The sequence below is a fragment of the Aquabacterium sp. genome, from assembly GCF_021768455.1.
Taxonomy (GTDB): Bacteria; Pseudomonadota; Gammaproteobacteria; order Burkholderiales; family Burkholderiaceae_C; genus Aquabacterium.
In genome coordinates this window covers 1-24,188 of the sequence record NZ_JAIZVX010000055.1, presented here as the reverse complement: position 1 = coordinate 24,188, position 24,188 = coordinate 1, and the positions used below count along the sequence as shown (strand labels likewise).

Annotated in this window: 16 protein-coding genes; 8 read left to right on the top strand and 8 right to left on the bottom strand. The window is 63.8% G+C overall.

Features of this window, described 5'->3' with window-relative positions; translation table 11 throughout:
* The first annotated feature begins 117 nt into the window (after nucleotides 1-117).
* Nucleotides 118-2,169 carry a ParB/Srx family N-terminal domain-containing protein gene (locus QZ994_RS09235; protein ID WP_290871145.1) on the top strand — a complete coding sequence of 684 codons (2,052 nt, stop codon included), beginning with the start codon at nucleotides 118-120 and terminating at the stop codon, nucleotides 2,167-2,169.
* A 61-nt stretch (nucleotides 2,170-2,230) separates the two neighbouring features.
* Here the strand turns inward: QZ994_RS09235 and QZ994_RS09230 are convergent, their stop codons facing one another.
* The gene (locus QZ994_RS09230) at nucleotides 2,231-3,235 is read right to left on the bottom strand and encodes a phage integrase N-terminal domain-containing protein (RefSeq protein ID WP_290871144.1); all 1,005 of its coding nucleotides are present in this window, start codon (nucleotides 3,233-3,235) and stop codon (nucleotides 2,231-2,233) included.
* 1,403 nt (nucleotides 3,236-4,638) lie between these two features.
* Between QZ994_RS09230 and QZ994_RS09225 the strand changes: the two genes are divergently transcribed.
* The 7 genes from QZ994_RS09225 (at nucleotide 4,639) to QZ994_RS09195 (ending at nucleotide 12,109) form a co-directional block, all read left to right on the top strand.
* Nucleotides 4,639-5,679 (top strand): PRTRC system protein D, encoded by a 1,041-nt coding sequence (locus tag QZ994_RS09225; RefSeq protein ID WP_290871143.1) that lies wholly within the window; start codon nucleotides 4,639-4,641, stop codon nucleotides 5,677-5,679.
* The gene (locus QZ994_RS09220; RefSeq protein WP_290871142.1) at nucleotides 5,676-5,942 is read left to right on the top strand and encodes a hypothetical protein; all 267 of its coding nucleotides are present in this window, start codon (nucleotides 5,676-5,678) and stop codon (nucleotides 5,940-5,942) included. The genes QZ994_RS09225 and QZ994_RS09220 overlap by 4 nt, the downstream gene beginning before the upstream one ends.
* 284 nt (nucleotides 5,943-6,226) lie before the next feature.
* Complete coding sequence (locus QZ994_RS09215; protein ID WP_290871141.1) at nucleotides 6,227-8,083, top strand: KAP family NTPase; 1,857 nt, start codon at nucleotides 6,227-6,229, stop codon at nucleotides 8,081-8,083.
* On the top strand, nucleotides 8,083-8,919 hold the full coding sequence (qatB, locus tag QZ994_RS20015) for a Qat anti-phage system associated protein QatB (protein ID WP_367172281.1): 837 nt from the start codon (nucleotides 8,083-8,085) through the stop codon (nucleotides 8,917-8,919). The genes QZ994_RS09215 and qatB overlap by 1 nt, the downstream gene beginning before the upstream one ends.
* Entirely contained in the window at nucleotides 8,916-10,184 is a 1,269-nt protein-coding gene (gene qatC / locus QZ994_RS09205; RefSeq protein WP_290871139.1) for a Qat anti-phage system QueC-like protein QatC, read from the top strand. Before qatB ends, qatC begins: the two co-directional genes overlap by 4 nt.
* Nucleotides 10,181-10,936 (top strand): Qat anti-phage system TatD family nuclease QatD, encoded by a 756-nt coding sequence (gene qatD / locus QZ994_RS09200; RefSeq protein WP_290871138.1) that lies wholly within the window; start codon nucleotides 10,181-10,183, stop codon nucleotides 10,934-10,936. The genes qatC and qatD overlap by 4 nt, the downstream gene beginning before the upstream one ends.
* A 27-nt stretch (nucleotides 10,937-10,963) precedes the next feature.
* Complete coding sequence (locus tag QZ994_RS09195; RefSeq protein WP_290871137.1) at nucleotides 10,964-12,109, top strand: hypothetical protein; 1,146 nt, start codon at nucleotides 10,964-10,966, stop codon at nucleotides 12,107-12,109.
* Nucleotides 12,110-12,531: 422 nt separating this feature from the next.
* Here QZ994_RS09195 and QZ994_RS09190 read toward each other — a convergent pair whose 3' ends face one another.
* From QZ994_RS09190 to QZ994_RS09160, 7 genes are all read right to left on the bottom strand, one after another.
* Nucleotides 12,532-14,415: a N,N-dimethylformamidase beta subunit family domain-containing protein gene (locus QZ994_RS09190; RefSeq protein ID WP_290871136.1), complete on the bottom strand. Its 1,884-nt coding sequence runs from the start codon at nucleotides 14,413-14,415 to the stop codon at nucleotides 12,532-12,534.
* Between the two features lie 46 nt (nucleotides 14,416-14,461).
* The gene (locus QZ994_RS09185; protein ID WP_290871135.1) at nucleotides 14,462-15,400 is read right to left on the bottom strand and encodes a hypothetical protein; all 939 of its coding nucleotides are present in this window, start codon (nucleotides 15,398-15,400) and stop codon (nucleotides 14,462-14,464) included.
* Between the two features lie 57 nt (nucleotides 15,401-15,457).
* Nucleotides 15,458-16,888: a lipopolysaccharide biosynthesis protein gene (locus QZ994_RS09180; protein WP_290871134.1), complete on the bottom strand. Its 1,431-nt coding sequence runs from the start codon at nucleotides 16,886-16,888 to the stop codon at nucleotides 15,458-15,460.
* A gap of 9 nt (nucleotides 16,889-16,897) precedes the next feature.
* On the bottom strand, nucleotides 16,898-19,324 hold the full coding sequence (locus QZ994_RS09175; protein ID WP_290871133.1) for a glycosyltransferase: 2,427 nt from the start codon (nucleotides 19,322-19,324) through the stop codon (nucleotides 16,898-16,900).
* A 209-nt stretch (nucleotides 19,325-19,533) separates the two neighbouring features.
* The gene (locus QZ994_RS09170) at nucleotides 19,534-21,561 is read right to left on the bottom strand and encodes a WecB/TagA/CpsF family glycosyltransferase (protein ID WP_290871132.1); all 2,028 of its coding nucleotides are present in this window, start codon (nucleotides 21,559-21,561) and stop codon (nucleotides 19,534-19,536) included.
* A complete protein-coding gene (locus tag QZ994_RS09165; protein WP_290871131.1) occupies nucleotides 21,558-22,862 on the bottom strand; it encodes a VpsF family polysaccharide biosynthesis protein in 1,305 nt (434 codons plus the stop codon). The genes QZ994_RS09170 and QZ994_RS09165 overlap by 4 nt, the downstream gene beginning before the upstream one ends.
* Nucleotides 22,859-24,188, bottom strand: a 1,330-nt coding sequence (locus tag QZ994_RS09160; protein WP_290871130.1) for a hypothetical protein, incomplete at its 5' end; no start/stop codon positions are given. The genes QZ994_RS09160 and QZ994_RS09165, both read right to left, overlap by 4 nt.

Sequence of the window (24,188 nt, the reverse complement as noted above, 5' to 3'; positions counted from 1 at the left end):
GTGCTTGGTGGGGCCCGTAGAGGGGCAAGTTCACGACCTTGATTTCAGCGGGCCGGATGAGATTCTGAATGCATGGACACGCACAAGGCATGTCCCTCAACCGTGCAGGAGCCCCCCATGAAATTCACCAAGGCAGAGATCGATGCCGTGATTGCAGCATCCCCCCGTACCACCGCGCCCTTGAACAAGCTGGTGCTGTCGGCAGACCATCAGGTGCGCCCAGGCGGCAGCACCAGCAAGATGAGCATCGCCGAGTTGGCTGCGTCCATCCTGGACTGCGGCGTGTTGCAGAACCTGATCGTCATCAAGGGCCTGCGTGGCCTGTTTGAAGTGTGCGCCGGTGGCCGTCGCCTGGAGTCGCTGAATTTGCTGATGAGCAACGGCGACATCCCTGACAACTACCCCGTGCCCATCCTCATCGTGCCTGCCGACAAGGCGCTGATGGCCAGCCTGTCCGAGAACATCTTCCATGTGCCCATGCATGCCGCCGACGAGTACCTGGCCTTCTCGCGCCTGTTGGGCGAAGGCAAGTCCGTCGAGACGGTGGCTGCGGCCTTTGGGGTCACCCCCCTGGTGGTCAAGCGCCGCATGAAGCTGGCAAGCGTGTCGCCCAAGCTGATGGACGAGTTCCGGGTGGATGACATCAGCCTGGAATGCCTGATGGTGCTGGCCTCGGTCGATGACCACGAAAAGCAGGAACAGGCCTGGGCTGGCTTGCCGCAATGGAACCGCCGCCCCGACTACTTGCGGCAATTGCTGACGCAGGGCGACATCGAGTCCGACCGTGACCCGGTGGCGAAGTACGTGACGCTCAAGACCTACGAGAAGGCAGGAGGGGTCACACGCCGTGACCTGTTCAGCGACGATGACAAGAAAGCTTACCTGTTGGATGCGCCGTTGCTGGAACGTCTGGCCGTGGAGAAACTCAACAAGAAGGCCAAGCAGGTGCGTGCCGAGGGCTGGAAGTGGGTGGACGTGCGGGTGCGCTATGACCGTGACGAGTACACCGGCCACACCGAGTTGCGCAAAGTACGGCGCGAACCCACAGAGCAAGAGGCCACTGCGCTGGCGGACCTGGAAGCTGCGATGCAGGCAGTGCAACAACGCATGGAGGTGCTGGACGACATGGACGGCGATGACGCGGACCAGGGTGACGGCGCGGCATACCAGGAGCTTGAAAGCGAGCAAGCAGCCTTGCAACTGCGGCTCAAGGCCCTCAACGACGAACTGAGCGTGTGGCCCGCTGACCTGATGGCACAGGCCGGGTGCGTGGTCCACGTGGGGCACAACGGCGCGGCCACGGTGAAATGTGGCCTGATCCGCCCGGAGGACCGCAGTGCCGTGGCCCATGTCCTGACGCAGGGCGCTGGGCAGGCAGGTGAGGGCGGTGCACAAGGGGACATGCTGTCCGGCCCACCGGCCAAGGTTCGCCCGGTTTACTCCGACAAGCTGATGCGCCGCCTGACGGCACATCGGGTCGCCGCCGTGCAGGCCGAGTTGATTGCACGGCCTGATGTGGCCTTGGTCGCGCTCACGGCTCAGTTGGCCCAGAAGCTGTTCCTGAGCCGCGACTACCGCTACCACCAGCAGCCACAGGTGCTGGATGTCTCGGTCACGGACAGCCAGTCTGCGCTGCAATCCGCTGCCGATGACATCGAGGCCTGCCCGGCATGGTTGCGCATGGAGGCTGAGCGCAGCGCCTGGGCGCAGAAGTTGCCGCAAGACTTGGATGCCGTGTTCCCTTGGCTGCTGGCACAAGATCAAGCCACGGTGCTCCAACTGCTGACCGTGGTGGTGGCGTGCTCGGTCACCGGCATTCAGGGCGTGGAGTCACCCACCCAACGCACCGATGTGTTGGCAGAGGCCTTGGGTCTGGACATGCGCCGCTGGTGGACAGCCAATGGCCCTTCCTACCTGAACCATGTGTCCAAGAGCCGCGTGGTGGACGTGGTCACCGAGGCGGTGGACATCAACGCGGCAGCGCCGCTGGCAGGTATGAAGAAGGATGCCGCCGTGGTGGCCGCTGAGTTGGCCTTGGCGGGCTCCGGTTGGTTGCCTCCATGCCTGCGGGGTCAAGCTGCCTCGGTTGCGACGATAGGCGAAGGCGGGGCTGCCACCCTGGACGATTCCCATTCTGAGGTCGATGAACTCGCGGAGTCAGCGGCCTGAGGCTCACAGAGCTTTTCCGACCAACCCGGCGCAGGCAAGGGCACTGCGCCGTTGGCGTTGGTCACGCCCGCTCTGGCGGCGCGTCGTCCATGCCATCCGCATCACGTGATCCAGGATGGCGCTGCACTCGCACCGCACCAAGGTAGGCCCCCGAAGCGCGTATGCGCGCATGCCCGGCCAATCTGGACACGGATTGCCTGGCCTGACGGTCAAGTTCCGGTGGCACCATCTGCCCGCCACGCACCGGGGGTGGGGTTCCTACAAGGGCCTCATAGTGACCGATCAACACCTCATGGCGCAGGCCGTGGGCGGTCACCCCGCGTTCGCGCACGGTGATGCCGAACTTGGTCAACACGTAGTCAAAGTGCCTGAGGTTCTTGCGCAGGTCATGGGCGGGGTTGCCCATGTGGGCATCCTGGCTGCTGACCACGCCCTGCGCGAATGCTACGGCGGCAAGCCGCGCAGGGCTGTCCAGCGGGATGTGGCGCACCCGGCCTCCCTTGCCCTTGATCCTGGCGTACCGATCAGCCAACTTGTCCTCGGGCGGCAGGCCCGTGGACTCGAAGGGCACGACGCTCTCAAACGGCCGAAACAGCACCGATTCCTTGCGGCGCAGGCCCATGGCGCGGATCAATCGCAACGAAGCCCCCACAAAGCGGTCGTGGTCACAGACCTGGGTGATCAAGGCGTCGATGTCCACCCCATTTGCCGACCAACCTTTGTCCCGGCTGGCGTACTCATGGCGCTGGTATTCGTCAACGCTCAGGCCGTAGTGGTCCGGTGATCGCACGAAGCCATGCTTGCCCATCCACATGGCCAGGCCTCGCAGAAAGCTCAGGTAGGTCTGGATCGTCGCCGGGGCCAGGTGCTCCTGCTGCCAGACCTGCACCATGGCCCGGATGTGCTTTTGCCCCAGGTTGCGCGGGTCAGGCACCGTCTTGAACCCGGCCTTTGTCTTCAAGTCCCGAAAGAATCGGCGCAGGAACTGGGCGCGCTCTTGCCGTGTCTTGTGTGAGACTGTCTTGGCCATCGAGGTGTGCAGGGCGTTGAACAGTTCGATCAACACTTCCAGCACCTTGAGCGGTGGCGTCTTGCCCGTGGGGTAGTGGGCAAGGATGTCCTGGGGTGACTTGCCCGCCCAGCTTTGACGGCGTGCGGGCTGGTGCTGGCTTGAGCGTCCAGGGCTGGATGCTTCCTGAACCCGGCTCCGTGATGATCTGGGCCTTGTGGATCGAGTGATGGATGAGTCAGACATGATGTGTGCCCATGGTCAAGGGCCCGCCGCCCGAACAGCGGGTTGGTCGTGAGTGAAGGTGGAATCCCATGGAGATCGCCGATGGCGCGGATTCCGTCGCCCCATCGGGTCGTGGTCAAGCATTCAGCGCCGCACGCGACCACGACAGGTGCGGCGCCTACCCAAAGGTTTGTCGGTCGGTGTGCCTGCGTTGATGCATCGACACCGGCCAACTCGGTCTTTCTTAAAAACGAAACGGGTGATCCGTCCCAGTCGTGCATTTCTGCAGCCGTGGGGTTGGTGATGCCGGTTTGCCTCTGGGGCATGGACGGCATCGGCGCGGAGGTCTGGCCTCACGCGTCTGTGGTGGATCAGTTCTGGATTCGGAGCGCCATCCACTCGCATGGGTCCACCCCTGACCGAAAATCCAGGGCGGTGCCGAGTTCATGAGCGAGGTCGCACGGGGAGCCTAAAGAGGCAAACACAACCGTGCGGTGCGCCGAGGCGCAGGCTCAAGGGATGGCGGGAACAGCGGTTCAGCATCGGGTGCCGACTGCGTGCTCGAAGACCGTGGCGCGTTTCAGGAACGCCCAACTCAGGGAGTTGGCAGGGCCATCGGTGCATGCACTGCGAAGAAGACCTCAGGGCCAGCACCTCAGGGGCGATGGCGAATTCCGGTTCAAGGACCGGAGCTTGGAGGGCAGGTAACGACTGCGACGCCTTTTGCTCCATCGGGAGCAGAGCCAGGACGGCTCTCGGGAATCTGTAGTGGAATCGCCGGGGGCCCTTAGGTCAAGGACCACAGCCGCAATGGCCCACATAGCCGGGCGTTTGAGCGTGGCGAACTAGGGGCGCGCAACATGCCCTTGAGTCGTGCTTATTTACTGATAGGGCTCAAGCGCCAGACAGCCCGTGGGCTTGACATCAAAAAATCCTGCCTCTGGTTCCCAACACAGGTTCTCGATGGGCTGAGATGGACATCGACGGCGCCTGCCTCGGGCGTGGCGAGAGGGGTTGACGAGTGTCATTCGAATGAGAACGTGGTGACACACGCGACCCCAGAACCCAGAGCCCGAAGGTTTGGCAACAGGCCAATGTCATTGCGGCGCATGCGGGCTGACAGTGAATCTGCACCGATGCCGAAATCGGGTGTTCTGAGTCGGGGTTTGCCGTGGCGGGATCGTGTCAGCTTGCTGATGCTGATCGCTCATGAACCCACGCCTTGGAGGCTCATCATGGATTTGATCGTCAGAGCGGTGGATGTCGGATCAGGCAACACCAAATACGTCGTTGGCACGGAGGGCACCGAGATCCGCTGCGCCAGCTTTCCTTCCATTGCCTACCCGAGCGCCAGCGAGACTCAGGCCTGGTCGGCATCCGAGCGGCGCAAAACCGTGTCTATCCCCATCGGACACTTGTTCTACGAGGTAGGTCCCGATGTCCACCTGGTGGCCGATTCCGTGCGTGCAACCCAATTGCACGACGAGTACACCGACACGCCCGAGTACATGGCCTTGCTTCGAGGCGCCCTGCATCTCATGAAGCAAAGTCGCATCGACCTCCTGGTGGTGGGCCTGCCTGTGGCCCTGCTGCACCTCAAGAAGGCGGCGCTGGAGAAGGCGATGACGGGAACGCATGACGTTGGGAGTGGCAAGACGGTGACTGTCGTCAAGGCACTCGCTGTGGCGCAGCCTCAGGGAGCATTGGCGCATTACGCATCGGTGCACAAGAAGATGGCCACCATCGGCAATGAGCAAAGCTTGATCATCGACCCTGGCTCAAGAACTTTCGACTGGTTGGTGGCCAGGGGCATGAGGCAGGTGCAAAAGCAAAGCCATTCGTTCAACCGTGGCATGTCGGATGTGCTGCGCCTGATCGCCGCCGAGATCACCAAGGACATCGGCAGCCCCTATCGCGACCTCGACGCCATCGACCTGGCCTTGCGAACGGGCAAGCAGCCAGTGATTTTCCAGAAGTCCTACGACATCACCAGATTCATGCCCATGGCTGAGGCGGTGGCGCAGCAGGCCGTGTCGGCAATGAAGCAGTACATCGAATCGCCACACAGCTTGCAGAACATCATCCTGGTCGGCGGCGGTGCCTTCCTGTTCAAGAAGGCGGTGAAGGCGGCGTTCCCGAATCACAAGATCCATGAGGTCAAGGAACCTATGTTCGCCAATGTGCGGGGCTTTCAACTGGCAGGGCAGAACTATGCGCGGACGGTGATGGCCGCGCCACGGACTGAAGGTGCGACGCCGTCGGGGAGCAAGCAATGAGCGCCAACGCCAAGGTCAGTGGGGAGCCGATCCGACTGGTGTTTGAATTGGCGCGTGCCGATCACCCCAGGCTGTACGACGATCTGATCCAGTTCCCCAAGGGCACGAAGAGGATCAATCGACTGCGGGTGCTTGCTTATGATGGATTGCTCGCCCAATGTGGGCACCTGGTGCCCAGCGGTTCAAGTCATCGGGAATTGGTGGCCGAGTCCAGCGGCTCAATGATCACCAACGATCTGTTTGGCCCATCGGCCAGCGAGTGAGTGGTTTGCTCCCGTAATTCGATGCGGCGCGACTGAAAAGGGCAAGATCGAAAGTGCCGGTGACTACGCCCGCAGCGGTGCCATCATGAGCAATGACAGGGTATTCAATGTGATCTTGGATAAGCCGGTCTGGCGTCTGATGGAACTCGATTACTACGGAACGCAGCGACAAGTCTTGGTGGGCCGATGCGTAAGTCGTTATGCCGGCATTCAATGCCGAACAGCCACGAATATCTTCTTCGCCTATATTTGCATTCCAAGCACGAATGAGGGAGCCATCTAGGATGTGGAACGATGTCGAAGCCAAAATTGACTTGCTCAATTTTTCACATGTGGCGAAAGCGGCCGCGCAACTGATCCAGGACGCTGGCGGTGAACCGTTGACCATCGGTGTTTCCGGAAACTGGGGAGCCGGAAAATCGTCATTGGTGAAGATGATCGGTGCCGAGTTGAAGGCCAGCGCCGGTGATGAGAAATACATCTTCCTGGAATTCAATGCCTGGCTCTACCAAGGATACGACGATGCTCGACAGGCGCTTTTGGATGCTGTGGCCGACAAGCTGGTCGCTGTTGCTGAGTCGCGTAAAACCGCCGTCGACAAAGCCTGGGGATTCGTCAAACGGATCAAGCTTTTGCGCGTAGGCCGGATGCTTGCACCCATTGGCGTCCAAGCACTGATCGGTGGAACTCTCGGCGGCCCACTTGGAGCCCTTGTAGGTGCTGTCAGCGGGATGGTGCAGGCGGGTTCGGTTGTTCCGGCGGACATTGAGAAGGTCAAGGCCGCCTATGGTGAGCTGCAGCCCGAATTCGCCGGTCTGCTCAAGGAGAAGAGCGAGCGCTCTTTGCCCCAGGAGATTGAGGCCCTTCGCGGTGCCTTCACTGAACTGCTGAAAGAACTGGACGTTACCCTGGTGGTGCTTGTCGATGACTTGGACCGTTGCTTGCCAGACACCGCGATCGACACACTGGAGGCGATGCGATTGCTTCTTCATGTCGAGCGCACGGCTTTCATCATTGCCGCTGATGAGGGAATGATCCGCAGCGCCGTGCGCGCGCACTTCAAGGACGCTGAGATCAGCAATGAGCTTGTCACCAGCTATTTCGATAAGCTGATTCAAGTTCCGCTGCAGGTGCCGCGCTTAGGCACCACGGAGGTCAAGGCGTACTTGGTCCTGCTGTTGACCGATCTGGCTCGTCGGCGCAAACAGATCACTGAAAAAACCATGAACGAGGCACAGCGAAAGGTCCTCGAACTCGCAAAAAAAGGATGGTCAGGATTGTCCGCGAAAGACATCCGCGCTGCCTTTGGTGCCGAGGTCGACAAGGTCGCGAAGGAAATCGACTTAGCGGACCAGCTCGCGCATATTCTTGCGAGCGCCGAGCAGATTGCCGGAAACCCTCGGTTGATCAAGCGCTTCCTCAACAACTTGGTGCTTCGCGAGGCAATCGCTAAGTCCCAAGGTATGAGCATCGGCTTTCCCGAGCTGGTGAAGCTTCAGCTGTTTGAGAGGTGCGCCAACGCGGTTGGTTTTGAGCACTTGGCCAAGGCTGTGGCAGCGAGCGATGACGGCAAGGTGCAGTTCATCGCTGACTTGGAAGCTGCGGCGCAGAAGGGAGACGCATGGGTCGCGCCCACGGCCTGGCCTCAGCCCTTTTACGAGCAGTGGGTGAAGCTCGCACCGCAACTGGGTGATGTCGATCTGCGTCCGCTCATGCACTTAAGTCGTGATCGGAAGCTTGCGATCGCAGCGTACGACGAACTCAGCCAGGAAGCGCAGAAGATGCTCGATGCACTTCTTGGGGCGACCTCCGTGATTCCAACTCTGGTCGACCAGATCAAAGCCCTGGGCGAAAGCGAGGCCGAGCGCGTGCTGATGCGTTTGGGTCGCAAGGCACGAACCGAGCAGTTCACTGCCGACTCCGTCGCACGCTGCCTGAACATTACGAAGGCCTTCCCCGCGCTAGGACCTCAACTTGCTCTCTTGTTGGGTGAAATACCTTCTACCCGTCGGCCCATCGCGCTTGTACCGCTTCTGCAGAACGAGACATGGGCCACAAGTGAGTTGCAGCGTTGGGAGGTTGATGCTGATACCCCGACTCCAGTCAAGCGAGCGATCTCCGCGAAGAGGGGGAAATCGTAATGGGAACTTCCGCGTCAAGCGCTGGCCCAGGCGGCAACGTTTCTTTCGACCCTCCATGGCTGAATGACATTCCTGTCGGTGGAGCTGGCGAAGTGGATGCGGAGGCTCGATCGGGAGGTGGCGATGCGACTGCGTCGCCTCAACCTGCTGCGGAGGGCGTGGCCCCTGCAAGTCGATTCAAAGGTGCGCGTGCCAGTTTAGGAGCCTTCGCCCGCAGTGGCGACACCCAAGCGCTAGGGCGCGCGGCCGGCCAATACTCGCGGACCGGTATGGGTGGTGCGCGCAACGTTGCCGCGCGTATGCGCACTTCGACAAAAGCGGGGGCCGGCCTAGGCTCGTTCCTGCAGGCGGCACGGGAGCGATCGGATCCCCGGATCAACGAGTGGATGGATACCCTGCGCGCGACCAGCCCCTCGGCACAGACCGTTATCGATGCAATCGTTGCTCAGATCATTCCGGAGGGTGGCAGCGTCGATGAGGAGTCAGCGAAGGATTCAATGGCACAGGCCCTTTCCGAACTCACGGTTCTCGACCCGGATGTTGATCTGCTTGCGTTGCAAGACCCTCAGATCTGGACCCTCATGCAACTGTATTTGGGGCATGAAGCCTGCAACCGCATGTACGCAGACATCGGTCAACTGTTCGAGAGCGCGAGGTTTTCTCCCTCGACCATCGTCCAGCGGACCAATGAAATGCGAAGCTTCTTAAAGAACTCCGTGGCCGCACAGTTGGAGACTATCCGGGACGCGACGCCGAACCCGACGCGCCAGCAGCTGGAAACAGTGTTGCGTGAGGCGGTACAGACAACCTTCATGGTGTTCGAGGATTCGATATGAGCCGAGTCATCTGTCTCCCCCAGCAGATGTTGCCACGTGATTTGGAGCGCGGTACGGTGTACTACTCGATGTACACCGCGTCGCAGCGCCAAGACGTGGGCTCCGTAGGCACCGGTCTGCTCGACGACCTCGAACTCAAAGGCATTTACCCAAGCCTGCCGGCGTGGGATTTCGCAACTTTCGCCCTGGCTGTCGGGGCGTCAGACTTGGCTGTTCAGCGGTCTAACAGCGCAGACGGATGGACACGCGTGATTGAAATGGAAGTGGCCTTACAGAATCCTGAGCCCTTCAGCGCACGCAAGCGAGACATTGAAGAGATGCTTCGCTTTCTAACCGGGGACTTTTGGCATCTGACCTTTCTTGAAGGGGGGCGGCCGCGGGCACTCTCCACGGCTCCGGCGCGCTTCGACGCTGACTGCGTGTGCCTCTTGTCAGGCGGAATGGACAGCCTGGTCGGTGCAATCGACCTCACGGTACTTGGCAAGAAGCCATTGTTTGTCTCTCAGCTTGTGAAGGGCAACCGGGAGGATCAGCACCATTTTGCTCGCCGTTTGGGGGGCGCTGACCGGCACCTGCTGTGGAATAGCAACGTCCGTTCGACGGTGGATCACGAACTATCTACTCGCGCTCGCTCGATTGTGTTCTACGGCTTTGCTGCCTTGGCAGCATCTGCGTTGCCAGACATCGATCCCCTTTATGTTTACGTTCCGGAGAACGGATTTATCAGCCTCAACATTCCGTTGAACCCGGGCCGCATGGGTTCACTCAGCACGAAAACCACCCACCCCGTGTTTCTGCATCACTTGCAAGATCTCTGGGATGCGCTGGGCATTGGGGCGTCATTTCACTCGCCTTACAAGTATCTGACCAAGGGAGAGGTTCTCATGGGATGCCAAGATTTGCCTTTGATGAACCATTTGATGCCGCGGACGACGAGTTGCGGTAAATACGGCCGATTGAACGAGCATTGCGGAAGATGTCTTCCATGCTTGGTCAGACGGGCAGCCTTCTTCAGGGCCGACACCCAAGATCCAACGCCAAGTTATCGCTATGGAAATCTCAAGGCAACCGCGCCTTCAGGTAACGCAAATGACACCCATGCTGCAGCGATCGCTTATCTCCGTTATCTGTCAGACGGCGTTGGTCCCATGGCTGCCGGAGCATTGACCTTTGCGACACCAGATGAGCGCGCTTCGTTCCAGCGGGTGGTAGAGGCTGGCATCGGCGAGTTGGGTGCATTTCTCGAGCACGAGGGCATCATTTGATCGATTTCCACAGTCACCTGGATCTGTATCCGAATGCCCTGAGCCTGCTCCCACAAGTTGCGAAGCAGAACATCTTTACGCTGGTTGTTTCCACAAGTCCCAGAGCTTGGTTGGCCACATCGCGAGTATTTGCGGGGTATTCCAACATCAAGGTGGCCCTTGGACTTCATCCAGAGATAGCCGTTGCGAAGGCGGCGGAGATGGATCTCTTGGTCAGTCTCGTAGCGCAAGCCGAGTTCATCGGCGAGATCGGTCTGGATGGATCGCCACGCTTCAAGCATTCGCTGGCACTGCAGCGAAGGATATTGGATGTGGTCCTTGCGGAATGCGAGCGTGTCGGCGGGCGAGTCATGAGTCTGCACTCTCGTGGTGCGGCGGACCAAGTTCTGGATGCTCTAGAGGCACATCCGAAAGCTGGCACGCCTGTGCTTCATTGGTTTTCTGGCACGAAGAAACAGCTACGTCGCGCGGTTGATCAGGGTGCCTGGTTCAGTGTCGGGCCCTCGATGGTTGCGAGTGAGAAAGGTCGGCAGCTCGTGGCAGAAATGCCTGCTGCCAACGTGTTGCTGGAGACGGACGGACCATTTGCAACCAAGGCGGATGGAACGCCGTGGTTCCCATGGGAAACAGTCCATGCAGTTCAGACGTTGTGCGGCATTTGGAAGATGCCGGTTGAACAGGTTCGTGGGCAGCTAGTTTCCAACCTCAAAACTATCGTGCCAGGACTGTTGACTACTGGCGGGATCGAATGACCAGCAGAGAAAAACGCACCATTTCGTATGTCACTCAAATGCACTTCAAATGATCAAGAACTGCTCTCCATCGATTTCGATAATGAGGGCTGGGAAAATCTGCGGGCGCGAAACCGAAAAGATCGTGCGTTGAAGATGACATGCTGCGGCGCTGACGTGGTGCTTCGGCAAACGAAGCTCGGTACCCAGTACTTCGCCCATGCCAAGAAGGGGCGTTGCACGGCCGTTACAGACACGGCAGAGGCCATGATTGCAAGAGAGGCAATCGCCAAAGCGGTGCGACGCGCGGGATGGAATGCTTCGCTCGAAATGCCTAGAGCACTGGTTGAAGAAGGCGGGTGGACGCTCGACGTGCAGGCAGACCGCGAGGGAGGGAAGCCGGTGGCGTTCAAGGTCCAATGGGGGCGCTTGCCGTTGGATGAAGTGGCTCACTACCAGGCCATGTCTCAGGCTGCGGGAATCCGCACACTCTGGTTCATGCGGCAGCAGAGCATTCCAGTCGAAAAGGCTACTCCGGCATTCAGGCTTAGCCATGATGTTGATACCAACACGTGCTTTGTGTCCTTGCCGGGGCCTTGCTACCATCCAGTTTTCGCGAGCAGCAAGAACAGCGAAGGCCCGAACTACTGGCAGCAGCACGTCGATCTGGGCAGCTTTGTCGAAGGTGCATTGGCGGGGAAGTTGCGCTTTGCACCACAGGTTGGGTGCACCTTGCCGTTGGACGTTTGCGTTGCATACACCGAGTGCTGGCGCTGCAAGAAGACGACGGGCCTCGTTATCGACCTATGCTTCGCAGCCAGTCGGGTGCTTCAGGGTGCCGCAGACGTAACCGCGAATATCTACGACTTCGACGACGAGCGTAGGGGAGCCGACCTGTTGATGGCAACGCTGCCGGTCGAAACCCTTGCACGCCACGGCATCGGTGCGATCAAGCCGCGATTCAGTCGAACGGAAGGGCGGACCTGCCTTTCCAACGGGTGTATCCACTGCGACGCGCTGCAAGGGCGTTTCTTCGACCACGAGGTCGCCTACGACGCGCAGCCGGTCTTAAGTGTCGATGTGCTGTTCGACGACCGCTGGGTTTCTCACCTGGAGGATCGGGATGCCATCGATAGGTGGTGGTTTGACGATCGACCATGCGACGGTGCCGCAGAGGATGCTCCACAGAGCTAAACTTTTTGGTGTCCCGCAAAGAGGACGCCACGATCGCTTCCAGGACCAGGCTTGGTGCTTGACGCCTCAAACCGTGAGTGCAGTTCAACCCACATTTTCAGGCTCGCCGTGTACACTAGAAAGCGCGTTATGGCTGTCGTTTGACCGGCAACCATCGTTGCAATCACCACCTTCCAGCGTCGGTAAAAATGACGGTAGAAAGAAATCTTGGAACTTCAAAAACCTAGTGTTCATGCGGCTCTCAAGGTGCCGGAAATGATCGAGTGGGAGTGATTCAGTGCGGCCTCACGGTTTGTGGGGCCGTTTTTTTTGGGGTCTTGCCCAGGATGATGGCCGGGGCCCGGTGGGGGAGGCTGGCGCCACACCACCCTTTGCAAGTGGCCATCGCGCCCGTTTGAGCGCGATGGCATCCTGACCCAGGGTCAGGCCACAGGCACGAAGAAAGCGGGCGAGTCGGCGATCCAGCCTGGTGCGGCATTGATGTCCGTGCTGAAGAAGGTGACGGTCAGGCCGTCTGCGTCGAGGGTGCGGAACTGGTAGACCGCACGGCGGCCCGGTGCGTCGCTGGCGTAAGCGTGGAAGGCGATGCCATCGGCGATCCAGCCAAAGGTCGGCAGGTAGGTCGGGCTGGTCGAGTAGTGGTAGCGGCGGCCATTGGCCGTGCCGTTCACGGGCGCATAGAAGCGGTAGACCGGTGTGCTGCCCGTCGCGGGTGCGGCCAGGGCGTAAAAGGCCGTGCCTTCGAGCTCCATGCCTGCCGGCGGCTCGGTGCCGATGGCGTAAACATGGCCGGCCGCGCCGGTGGCTGGCGTGGAGCGGAACTGGCGCACTTCGGCCGTTTCGGTCCACGGCGCCGACAGCTTGTTGATCACGTTGCGCGTGATGGTGCTGATCGGCGTGGGCGTCTGACCCCAGAGTTCGGGCTGCAGGCCGTAGACCCAGTCTGTGGTGCCGGCATTGAAGACCGTGCCTTGGCTGCCGCCACGGCTGAAGACGGCCATGGCGGCGTAGCCGGAGCGCTCACCCGAGAGGCCCAGGGCCTGGGCGCGGGCGTCCCAGTCGCTGGCGTCGGCCTGGGCCAGGATGCGCAGTGTGTTGGGGCTGCCGTCCAGGCCGGTCGGGTAGGAGCGACCATCGGCGCCGTATCGGAAGTCGGCTGCGTCCGTTTCATAGCCCACGTAGCTGCCGGCAAAGCGGGTGCCGCTGCCCCAGTTGAGGCCGGTGAAGGCCCAGTGGCTGGGCGCTTGCAGCACGTAAGGTGTATCGGGGCGGGGCAGGGCGTTGGTCCAGGACGCGCCTTTGTAATAGCTCAGGCCGATGCTGGTGTTTTCTGGCAGTGCGGGGACCAGGTCGTGCCAGTTGACGGTCTTGAGGGCCGGCGTGGTGACCGGGTCGGTGCTGGCCGATTTGTAGCAGACCATGGTGCGGTTGGTGCCCAGGCTGGAGTCGAAGCGCACCTGCCACCAGCAGGTATTGCCGGCAAGGATGGCCGCGTTGCCCCCGGCGGCGACAAAGGCGTCGAAGTTCAGGCGCATGGCGGCCGACCAGTATTCGTCGTGACCGGCCGTGATGAAGAGTTGGTAGCCCTTGAGCACCTCCGGGTTGGCGTGCAGATCGAGGCTGGTGCAGTAATCGGCAGCGATGCCTTGCAGGGCCAGCCAGCGCACGATGGGGGGCGTCCAGCCGTCGAAGCCGGTGCTTTGCAGGTCGGCCAGGGGGCGGTCGAAAGAGACCTGAGAGGCGCGCTGACCGTTGGTCGAGTTGTAGTCGTAGAGGCTCTTGCCGCCGTAGTTGTTGTAGGCCTGCGGCGTGGTCACAGGAACCTGCACGATCACGCGCGTGGTGGCAGCGCGGGTGGCTGCCTTGACGACGAAGGGCACGTTGCAGGCGGTGGTCCCCGCACCAAAGGTGGCCCAGTAAACGCCCGACGGCCACTTCGACGGCACGTACAGGCGATAGCTCACAGGCCATCGGCATCCCTTGCTGGAGGCGTCTGCCGGGACCGAGCGATAGCGGACCAGGGTGAGCGACTCGTGCACGACGGTGTCGGGCGAGCCCATGCGTGTGACCTTGATGCCGACGAATTTGCCCAGCAGGATGCTGCCTTGCGGGTCACGCACGTGGAAGTCGATCGCGTCGCCCGCCTTCACGGAGGTGGCGCTGGCGTAACCCTCCAGCGTGCTGGTGGCCGCCTGGGCCTCTCCCACCATGACAGGCGTCGCACCAAGTGCCATGGTGCCCTGGACAAAGCGGCGGCGGCTCAGGCCGAAACGGTGGGAAGCGTTGGGGTTGGGCTTGCGTGGCATGGTGTGAGGCTGTGGAGGTGGAGGGAATGGTGAACGGGGGGCCCGGTCAGTTGACCGTGAGGGCGAATTCGGTGAGCCAGGTTTCACCCTGGCCGGCGACGAGTTCGTTGCCGAGTTCGACGTCGGCGACGTAGAGGCTGGTGCTGATCAATCCGAGTGAGGCGGCGTGTCTCAGCATGGCCAGCGCATCGATGTCGGCACTCTGGCGGCGCTGGCCGGGCTGGATGATGTAGGCGATGTAGGTCCAGCGGTGCGTGCTGCCGCCTGAGGCATCGCCCCAGTTGGTGTCGGCCCAGATGTCCCACTGCAGGCCGTTCGCATCGGTGAAGGTGCCGCGCAGCGTGGTGGTACCGGGGTCGGCGACCATGTCATCGGTGTAGTCGGACCAGATCATCAACTCGGCGGTGATGTCGGACTCGACCGGTGGCGATGCGACCTCGGGCGTCTGGATCAGCCAGAGCGAGGTGGCCAGGTTGCGGCTGCCGATGGCCTGGGTCTCGGTGGTGTAGCGCAAGCGAAGCGCCTGCGCCTGGGCGATGCGGATGGGGAAGCGGCTGTCGTTGCCCGGGCCGGCTTCCCAGGGTTTGGCGCCGACCACGATTTCCGGGTAGGCAAACAGCGCACCGCCTGCACTTGGCCAGGTCCAGCGCCAGCCATATTGGTTGACGCCAGCCGCGGTGGTGCGAGCGATCAGGCACTGTTCCCAGGTGGCCTGGCCTGCGGCAGCGCTGTTCCAGGTGTTGTTGAAGAGCAGGCCGCCTTCGGGGCGCGTCACCCGGGCATCGGCTGTGCAGTTCAGGGTGCGTACCGTGGTCGTGGTCCCGGCGGTCACCGCCGGTGTGGCCTTGTCACCACCGCCGCCACCTCCGCAGGAGCCCAGTGCCGCCAGGCTCAGGAGGCAGGCCAAGCCGATGGCACGAACCCACTGGCCTTGCGATCGGGCGTGGCTGGCAAGGTGTGCAGGGTGTTGAGGGGCTGTGCGCATGGGCTGGGCGGAGGAGAACGCGGAGGGACGCTGCGTGGTGGCGGGGCCTGCGTTGCGTCAGGCCGCACGCATGATGCGCCAATGGTGTTGCAGGACGTCGCGGTACAGCATTGCGCAGCCCAGGACGTAGGCCAATCCGCCACAGAGCAGGCTGCCCACCAGGTGCACCAGGCCCTCGCCAGATGGGTAAAGCGTCATGGCCAGCGCCATGAGGCTGGAGGCGGCAGCGATGCGCAGGGTGTCGGCCCAGGGCCATACAAAGCCCAGTTGCTGGCGAGCCCACCAGACGCTCAGACCCAGGGCGAGCGCCGAACCGATGGCCTGCCCGACGACGGCGCCATGCAGTTGCCATCCCCACAGGCCCACGGCCGAGCCCAGGCCACAGGCCAGGATCTCGATCACGCTGATCCGTGCGATGAGGCCCATGCGCCGCTGCAGCAGCATCAATTGGTCGGTGGCGTGCACGTGCAGGTTGCGCAGCATGCCCGACAGCACCGACAGGCCCAGCAGCTGCCCTGTGACCTCGCGGTAGGCGGGCGAGACGGTGAGTGCGGCCAGTTCGGGGCCGGCAAATTGCATGGCAACGGTGGCTGCGGCCAGCACGGCCAGCATCAAGGCGGCATTGACCTGCAACTGGCGCAGGGCCTCGGCCTGGCGACCTTCATTGAGCAGGCGAGAGGCCAATGGGAAAGCGGCGGTGGTCACCAACATGGCTGCGACCGAGGCGCAGCGGCGTCCCAGTGACCAGCCCACAATCATCAGACCCAGGGCGGTGGCGCTGTCTTGCCACTGCACGAGGTAGCGCACGTGGTTTTCCGCCACCCAGCCCAGCGCCGACAGGCCAAGAACGGGGCCGCCGAAGGCCAGTGCGGCCTTCAACATGGCAGTGTCCGGCGCCTTCAGTCGCCAGCGCATGCCCAGCCCAGGCAGGGCCAGCACGGTGCCGACCGCTTGAGCCAGGGCGTAGCTGAACAGCAGCACGTCGGCCGTGGGGGCGATGCGCTCGAGTGCGACCCAGCCCAGCAGCAGTCCACCGACGGGGCCAGCCAGTTGGAGGATGGCGTAGGTGCCGAAGCCGGCCTGTGCCCGGGCGCGCTCGGCATAGTGGGCATTCAGTGCCCGCGTGGCAAAGAACAGGCCCACCGCCAAGGCAGTGAGGCCTCGGTGCCCGGATGCGGGCAGCGTCCACGTCGCAGGCCAGGCCAGCACGAGGCTCAGGGCCACGCAGGCCAGCACCACGGTGTTCTCGGTGGCGAGGTAGCGCTGGCGGGCTGTGGTGTCGTTGTCCGGGGGCAGGTAGCGCAGGGCGTAGGTCGAGAACCAGCCCAGGCAGGCCAGGTAGGCCATCTCCTGCATGACGGTGACGAGGGTGAAGGCACCCATGGCCTCCGGGGCGAGCCAGTGTGTCCACAAGACCATGGACGCCAGCTGGGCCAGCGGCGAGAGCAACTGGGTGGGGAGATAGCACAGGGTGTGTCGAACCAGCATGTCAGGGCCTCACAGCAGGGATTCGAACAGCCGCAGGTAGGCCTGGCTGGCGCGTGACGCGGTGTAGCCGGCCGCATGGTGGCAGGTGGCCTCGGGCACCGACCCTTGGTCCAGGGCCTTCAGCAAGGCCCGGGCCATGGCATCGGTGTCGCCCACGGGGACCAGTTGGCCGTGCCGTCCACCTGCCAGCACTTCGCGCGGCCCCACGGGGCAATCGGTGGCGACCACGGGCAGGCCACACGACAGGGCCTCGATCAAGACATTGCCGAACCCCTCGTAAAGCGATGCCAGGGCGAAGGCCTGGGCGTGCTGCATCCACTGGCGCGGCGCTTCGACCTGCCCCAGCAACTGCACGACGTCGTCCAGGCCCAGGCTCTGCCTCAGGGCTTCCAGGCGAGAACGATCCGGGCCTTCGCCCAGCAGCATCAAGCGGGTCTGGGGGCGTTGGGCATGCACGGTCGCAAACGCGCGCATCAGTGTGGGGATGTCTTTTTCCACGCTGAGGCGTGACACGCTCATCACCACCGCCAGCGCGGGATCCTTCAGCCAGGGGTGTTGCGCCGGGACCTCGGGCGACAGCGGCTGGGCGTCGTCGATCACCGGGTTGGCGATGACATGGACCGCGCAGCGTTCGCCGAGCATGACCTGGAGGTCGGCGCGCACGCCTTCCGAGACCGCGACCACCGCGTCGGCCTTGGGGTAGGCCCAGCGAACCACCGGTGGCAGCACGCGGTAGCGCCAGCCGCCTTCGCGGGCGATCTGCTGCCGCAGTGGCGCGTGCTCGGACACGACGCAGCGGGCGCCCACCTTGGCTTGTCGCACGGCGGCCACCGTGGCGACGTTGGTGTGCGGGAAGGCGCTGAACACCAGTTGGGGGCGGCTGGTGCGCAGTGCCTGTGTCAGGGCACGTTGGGCCGAGACCGTGCCTTCGTGCCCCAGCACCGTCAGCCGCAGGCCTTCTGGCACAGCGACCTGGGCGGTGCGAAGGGTGTTGACGATCAACTCCACCTCGACGCCCAGTTTGTGCAGGCCGATGGCCAGCCGCAGCATGGAGAGTTCACCCCCGCCCATGCGCAGGTGGGGGATGACCACGCTCAGCCGCTGCAAGCGAGGGGGCGAAATGGAAGCGTCGGCCGAAGCGGCCTGCGAGATGGCCTTCGGGTGCGGCATCAGCCCCAGACGCTGGCGCAGCTTGCGGCACAGCACAACCGGGTTGAAGCCGAGCTTCTTGCCGTCGATCAGGGTGCGTTCACCCCATGCCGACAGCGTGTGCAGACCGTCAGGGCAGGGGCCTTGGGGATCGGGTGTCACGTGGCGAACGACCTCTTCGGTGTAACACTCCGGTGTGCAGCGCAACACCTTGTGCAGCACGACGCCGCGACCATAGGCGCCCAGGCAGTCCTGCCCAGGGCGGTAGAGGGCGCCTTCGTGCTCAAAGAAAGCACCGGCCATGCGGGCCCCCCGTACGTCGGTGCGCACAGGGTTGTTGGCATGCGGCAGCCAGGGGCCATCGAGGCGCTCGGCATGGTGAAGGCAGAGGTTGTCCTGCTCTCCCAGGTCGCCATCGGTGTAGGCCAGCCAGAAACGGCCCTCGTGGCGAAAGAGCGTGGGGTCGATCACCGCCACGTCGTTCAGCAGGGTCCGCTGGGGTGTCCAGTGGCCTTCGGGATCCAGCGCATACAGGGTGCAACGTCGCTCGGCGCGGGCCTCGTGCACGCCATAGACCTGGCCGTCTACCGACAGTGTCTGGGGGAAGGAGACATGTTGCCCCCTCCCGACTGGCAGTCGATGGCAACTGGCCATGTTGCCTTGCGCGTCCAGGGTGATCCGGGCGATGTGACCTTGGCCGGTGGCCTCGTCGAAGGTTTCGGCGAACAGTTGGTTTGGGTCGCCCGGCAAGCCTGCCGGGTCGGCGAGGTAGCGCCCCCAGCGCGACCCGGTCAGCCACCGCACCTTGGGCCGGAAGCCGGGATCCAGCCAGGCTGACACGGGCGCGTCGACCAGGCCGATCCGCCATTGTTCGCTCAGCCAGCGGGCACGCTGTTGGGCGAGCCAACCGCGCCACCGCCCCATGGCGCACCTGAACCATGCCGGCCGGGCGGCCGTCTGCGGCCCGGGCATGAGCGACACAGGCGCTGCGCCCTGGGCGGGCAGCAGGCCCTGTTCATGGTCATGCAAGGCCTGTTGAAGCAGGCGTGCAACCAGGCTGGGCAAGTTCTCCGATGCGGCTCGGTGGTCGAAGCCGGTGTCGACATGGACACGTCGCAGGGCCTGGCCGACGAGGCTGGTGCCGGATTGGCACCGCCAGAGCGACAAGGCCATGCCTTGCCCTGTGCACACGGCTTCCAACATGGGCCAGTGCGGATCCAGGGGGCGGGCATCCGACGCACCCAGGTACCAGACCACGGCATCTGGCTGCGCGCGAAGCAGGCGCAAGGCGTTGTCTGGCGTGAGGGCCAGCCAGATGTGCCCTGCATCTGAATATGAATCTGCGCGTGTGAGGCCAGACGGCCGCAGATCTGACAGCCCATGGTGTGCGCGCAACAAGGCCTCGCACGCCGGCCACCACGTGGGTGTCTCGGCCGCGGGCCAACCCGGCTTCAGCGGGCCGGTGTCGGCGCAGGGGCGGGCTTCAGGGTGGCGCATCAGTGCACAAGGTGGCTGATCAAGGCCTTGGAGCGACGCATCAGGATGCGGGCGAGGTCCACGGCGCTCTTGCACACGAACTGCGTGTTGAACGACAGGTAGCGCCACCACAGGCGCCTGGGCTCAGAGGCCAGGCGGTGCAGCCACTCCAGACCGAGGGACTGCAGCCAGGCCGGTGCGCGTTGTACCGTGCCGGCATGGAAGTCGAAGGCGGCGCCCACGCCCAGCATCACGGCAGGAATGCGACCACGGTGGCGCTGCATCCAGGTCTCCTGCTTGGGGCAGCCCAGTCCCACAAACAACAGGCCGACCTGACTTGCCCGGATGTCGTCGCAAACCTGCTGCTCTTCGGCGGCCGTCTGGGCGCGAAATGGGGGGGAGTGGCTGTAGGCGACCTGCAGGCCGGGGTAGGCCTTGCACAGGCGCTCCGTCAGCAACGCCAGGACCTCGTCGGTGGAGCCCAGCAGGCCGATGCGCACGCCCTGCTGGGCCGCGGCCTCGCACAGGGCCAGCATGGTGTCAGGGCCGTCCACACGCGCCTGTGCCTGGCCCCGCTTGACCGAAAGGGTCCATGCGATGGGGGCGCCATCGGGGGCCACCAGGTCTGCGCTCTCCAAGGCCTGACGGTGTGTGGCCTGGGTGCTGGCCAGCACCGCCGAGTGCACATTGCAGAAGCACACGTAGCGCGATTCCAGCCGGCGCGCCCAGGCCATGATGCGTTGCACGGCCTGGCTGCGGTCCATGCCGTGCACGGCCACACCGATCACGCGGTGCACACGCGGCGCCTGTGCGCTGACATCGGTGGCGCGGGTGCGGCGGTTCCGGCGTGCCAGCGCGCGGTGGTTTTCGTAGACGGGCGCGAGCACGCGCTCGGGCTGGTAGGGCTCAATGGCTTCGCGGGCCGGGGCCCCGCGCCAGGCTGCTGCGTGCGTCAGGGCCTCCCGCAGGGCCACGGTCCAGGCCTCATCGGTCTGGTCCGTGGCAATGCTGCCGTTCACGCCGGGGTGCACGACGCGCCGCACTTCGCCCACATCGGTGACGGCCGCGGGCAGGCCACTGCCCAGGGCTTCCAGCAGGGCCATGGGCATGCCCTCGTAAGCCGAAGGGAGCGCGAAAACATCGGCCGCCCGCAGCCACTGGCTGATCTGCGCGGTCGACTGCAGGCCAAGGAAACAGACCTGGGCCTGGATGCCGGCCTGTGCAACCAGGCGATCGAGTTCAGGGCGCAGCACACCGTCACCCACGACCAGCCAGGTCAGCGTGTGACCTTCGGCCTTCAACTGGGCGATCGATTGCAGCAGGCGTTGCGGGTTCTTCTGGGTGTCCAGTCGGCCCACCGAGATGACCCAGCGGCTGTTCACGTCCAGTTCCCAGGCTCTGGCCAGGTCGGCACGCAGGTGCGTGCGCTCGGCCTCGTTCACTGGCGAAAACACCGAGGTGTCGACCCATGTCGGCACGAAATGCGTCTGGCGAGCCAAGGCCGGGTAGCGTTGGCGCAGCACCTGTACACCGCTCTCTCGCACACACCAGACACTGTGCACCCGGGCCATGATCCAGGCCTCGAGCCGCTCGTAGGCCGCGGGCAGGCGACGCCAGAGGTTGTCCGAGGCCTCCAGGCGCAGGAAGCTGGGGTCCTGGTGAAAGAACATGTTGCGCGGACGGTGGTCGCGCAGGAAAAACAGGGCGGGCTCGATGCGGTGGAGGTCGATGACGTCAAAGCCCTCGCGCATCACTTCGCGGTGTCGCCACAGTCCCGCCATGAAGCGCACCACCAGCGGCAGACGTTCACGCTGTCCTGCATCGGCGACGGCCAGCACCGGGAAGAACTCGAAGGGGTGACCATCGATGTGGCAGGTGGTCCAGACGCCTGGTGGGCGCTGCTGCGCGTCGGTGCTCATGCCGACCAGGCTGATCACCACATCGGCAGGGGCCGACTTGATCATGCCGCGGATGAAGGTGTCGATGCCGCCAGGCACGATGCCCACCGGATCGGCAGGGTAGAAGATCCGGACGCGTGTCGGGTTCATTGCAGCTCCTTGAGCCTGAGCCCCATCGGGGCAGGTTGACGTGCGGCGCGGGGTGCCCGTTCGGGCGCGCTGGTCAGGACCAGCACCGTCAACACCAGCAGGCTGATGGTTTTGGAGGCCAGGGAGTTCGTCCCCGAGGCCACCACGATGTAGACCAGCACGGCCAGGCTCTGCCAGAGTCCGCTGCGCTGAATCAGGTGCACGGCCAGCAGGGCCAGGCCGAGCACAAAGGGAAGGAAGCCGGTGATGCCAAGCAACAGCAGCATGTAGACCCAGAAGTTTTCGATGGCCTCGTAGCGCATGTCGATGCCCACGCGCTCTGCGAGGTGGTCGATGCCCTCGATGGGCTGGCCCATCCAGATGTCGGTGCCGCCAAAGTGGTCCAGGGTCTGCCACGCCAGGAAGCGCACATCTGCGCTGTTGTCCCAGGTGAAGTTGTGGAAGACCCGGTCGCCCAGGCCGGTGCCCAGCACGATGGCCGTCACCAGTGCCATGCCCAGCAGCAGGCCGACGGCGCCACCGGTCAGTTGCAGGTAGCTGAAGCGTCCGCGGGCGATGTGAACCAGCAGGCATGCCAGACCGGCCAAGCCATAGACCAGGGCCCCCATGACCAGGCTGGTGCGACCGCCAAAAGCAAGCAGGGCCAGGGACAGCAAGACCACGGCGGCAACCCGCCAGCGCAAGGCCCAGGGCAGGGCGCCGATGAAGGGCAGGGCGGTGACGGTGACCTTGGCATTGGTCAGCGGGTGGCCCAGCAAGCCGGTGGCGCGGAAAAAAGCATCCGGGTCGTCTTCGCCCGACCCCTTGATACCAGGGACCAGATGCACCCGTGAGGCGTATTCACCAAGGGCCAGAACGGCATTGATCACGATCAGCCACATGACCAACTGCTTCAGCCGCGACCGCGCGGCGTCAGACTGCGCCGTGATCAACAATCCGGCGATGGCTGGGGCCATCAGGGTGTCGATGAAAAAAGCGAGGCCACTCGGCCCGTGCCGCAACACGGCCCAGGCAAAGCAGGCCACCATGCAGGCGAGGCTTGCATGCAGCAAGGGGTCGCGCTGCAAGCTTGTCTTCAGGCCAGCCAGGCGCCAGCGTTCGGCCTCCCAGGCGCTGAGGGCGGCCAGCGCCAGCACATACGTGCCCGGGTGGATCTTGGCTGGGAAGCTGCCCATGGGCACGTCGTATGGGATGCCCATCACGGCGAGCAGAGGGGCCGAAAGCCAGAGGTAGAGCACCATGGCGAGGCCCAACAGCGCCTCGGTGCGGTTCAGGCCGAGGGCGCTGTGGCCGCTGCTCATGAGCGGCTCACGGTGCCCGGGCCGGCCTGGGCTTTGCGTTGCCGGGCCAGTGAGCTCAGGAAGGCTGTGAACAAGGCCGCGGCCACACTCAGCACCCCGCCCACGGCCACGATCGCCATGCGGGCCGATTTGCCCTCCAGCGGCACCTTGGGTGCCTGCACCATGCTGACGTTGGATTGGCGCTGGCGATCAAGGTCGGCCATGGTCTGCTCGTCACGCAGGCGCTTGGCGGCGGCCTCGTAATCGGCCTCGGCCAGGCGGCGTTCGCGCTCCAGGGTCGTCCACTCGTGTTCGTGGGCGGCCAGTTCGGCCAGTCGTTTGTCGATGCGGGCCAGCTGGGCCGTGATCGACTCGCGTCCGGCACGGCTTTGAGACTGGTCGGCCAGCGTGTGCTCGAAATCGGTTTCGGCCGCGTCCCGCACCGGGCTGCGACCCGTGCGCACCGTGCGCGGTGGGTTGGCGCGCAGCGTTTGCAGGTGGGCGGTGGCCAGGGCAATGTCCTGACGCACGTCGGTGACCGGTGGTTCGGAGTCGGCGAACTTGGCGCTGAGGTCTCGCTCTTTGAGCTTGAGGTCCATCAGCAGCTTCAAGGTGCTCTCGGTCGCCTCTCCACTGCGGGTTTCGTTGGCCAGCGTGACCTCGGCGGGCACCTGAGGCAGACGCTGGCGCAGCGCCGCGGCCCGTCCACCCGATTGGGCCAGGGCCAGGGCGACGTCGGAGGCCTTGAGTTCCATGGCGTTGCGCTGGGCCAGCAGGAGGCTTTGCTCTTCGGCAAAGGCACGGATGCCGTGGGCCTGCTTGAACGCCGACAAAGCCGTTTCAGCCTGCTGCAGTCGGGCCTGTCGGGCGCTGAAATCGGCCGCGCTGGACTTGATGCCCTGGCCTGCAAAGACCCGTTGGCGCTTTTGAAGGTACGCGTCGATCACCGCCGACAGGGTCTGGGCTGCCACCTCGGGATCGCGGTGCTTGAACTGCACTTGCATCAGGTTGCTGCCTTTGAGCAGTTCGGCGTCCAGGGCCTTGCTCAGGGACAGCACCGCTTGCCCGCGCTGCGCGGGTGACTTGGCCAGATCCGGGTAAATGCGCGCCACGCCCAGGGTGTCCAGGGCGGCCTCCAGCACATCCCGGCTGAGCAGGATGCGCGTTTCGGACTGGATGGTCTGTTCCCGGTCGTAGGCCAGGGGCGTGCGACCGGCTGCATCTCCCACCTCTGGCGTATAGAGGTATTCGCGACCCAGTCGCAGCATCAAGGCGGCATCCGCCGTGTAGGAGCGCGGGGCGAAGGCCGCCAGCACGCCCGTGATCAGCAGCCCTGTGCACAGGGCT

Coding starts and splice junctions, on each gene's coding strand:
- qatB (WP_367172281.1), top strand. CDS start 8,083: ATGGGAACTTCCGCGTCAAGCGCTGGCCCAGGCGGCAACGTTTCTTTC.
- QZ994_RS09165 (WP_290871131.1), bottom strand. CDS start 22,862: ATGAGCAGCGGCCACAGCGCCCTCGGCCTGAACCGCACCGAGGCGCTG.
- QZ994_RS09220 (WP_290871142.1), top strand. CDS start 5,676: ATGAGCGCCAACGCCAAGGTCAGTGGGGAGCCGATCCGACTGGTGTTT.
- QZ994_RS09185 (WP_290871135.1), bottom strand. CDS start 15,400: ATGCGCACAGCCCCTCAACACCCTGCACACCTTGCCAGCCACGCCCGA.
- QZ994_RS09190 (WP_290871136.1), bottom strand. CDS start 14,415: ATGCCACGCAAGCCCAACCCCAACGCTTCCCACCGTTTCGGCCTGAGC.
- QZ994_RS09170 (WP_290871132.1), bottom strand. CDS start 21,561: ATGAACCCGACACGCGTCCGGATCTTCTACCCTGCCGATCCGGTGGGC.
- QZ994_RS09215 (WP_290871141.1), top strand. CDS start 6,227: ATGTGGAACGATGTCGAAGCCAAAATTGACTTGCTCAATTTTTCACAT.
- QZ994_RS09225 (WP_290871143.1), top strand. CDS start 4,639: ATGGATTTGATCGTCAGAGCGGTGGATGTCGGATCAGGCAACACCAAA.
- qatC (WP_290871139.1), top strand. CDS start 8,916: ATGAGCCGAGTCATCTGTCTCCCCCAGCAGATGTTGCCACGTGATTTG.
- QZ994_RS09180 (WP_290871134.1), bottom strand. CDS start 16,888: ATGCTGGTTCGACACACCCTGTGCTATCTCCCCACCCAGTTGCTCTCG.
- QZ994_RS09195 (WP_290871137.1), top strand. CDS start 10,964: ATGTCACTCAAATGCACTTCAAATGATCAAGAACTGCTCTCCATCGAT.
- QZ994_RS09235 (WP_290871145.1), top strand. CDS start 118: ATGAAATTCACCAAGGCAGAGATCGATGCCGTGATTGCAGCATCCCCC.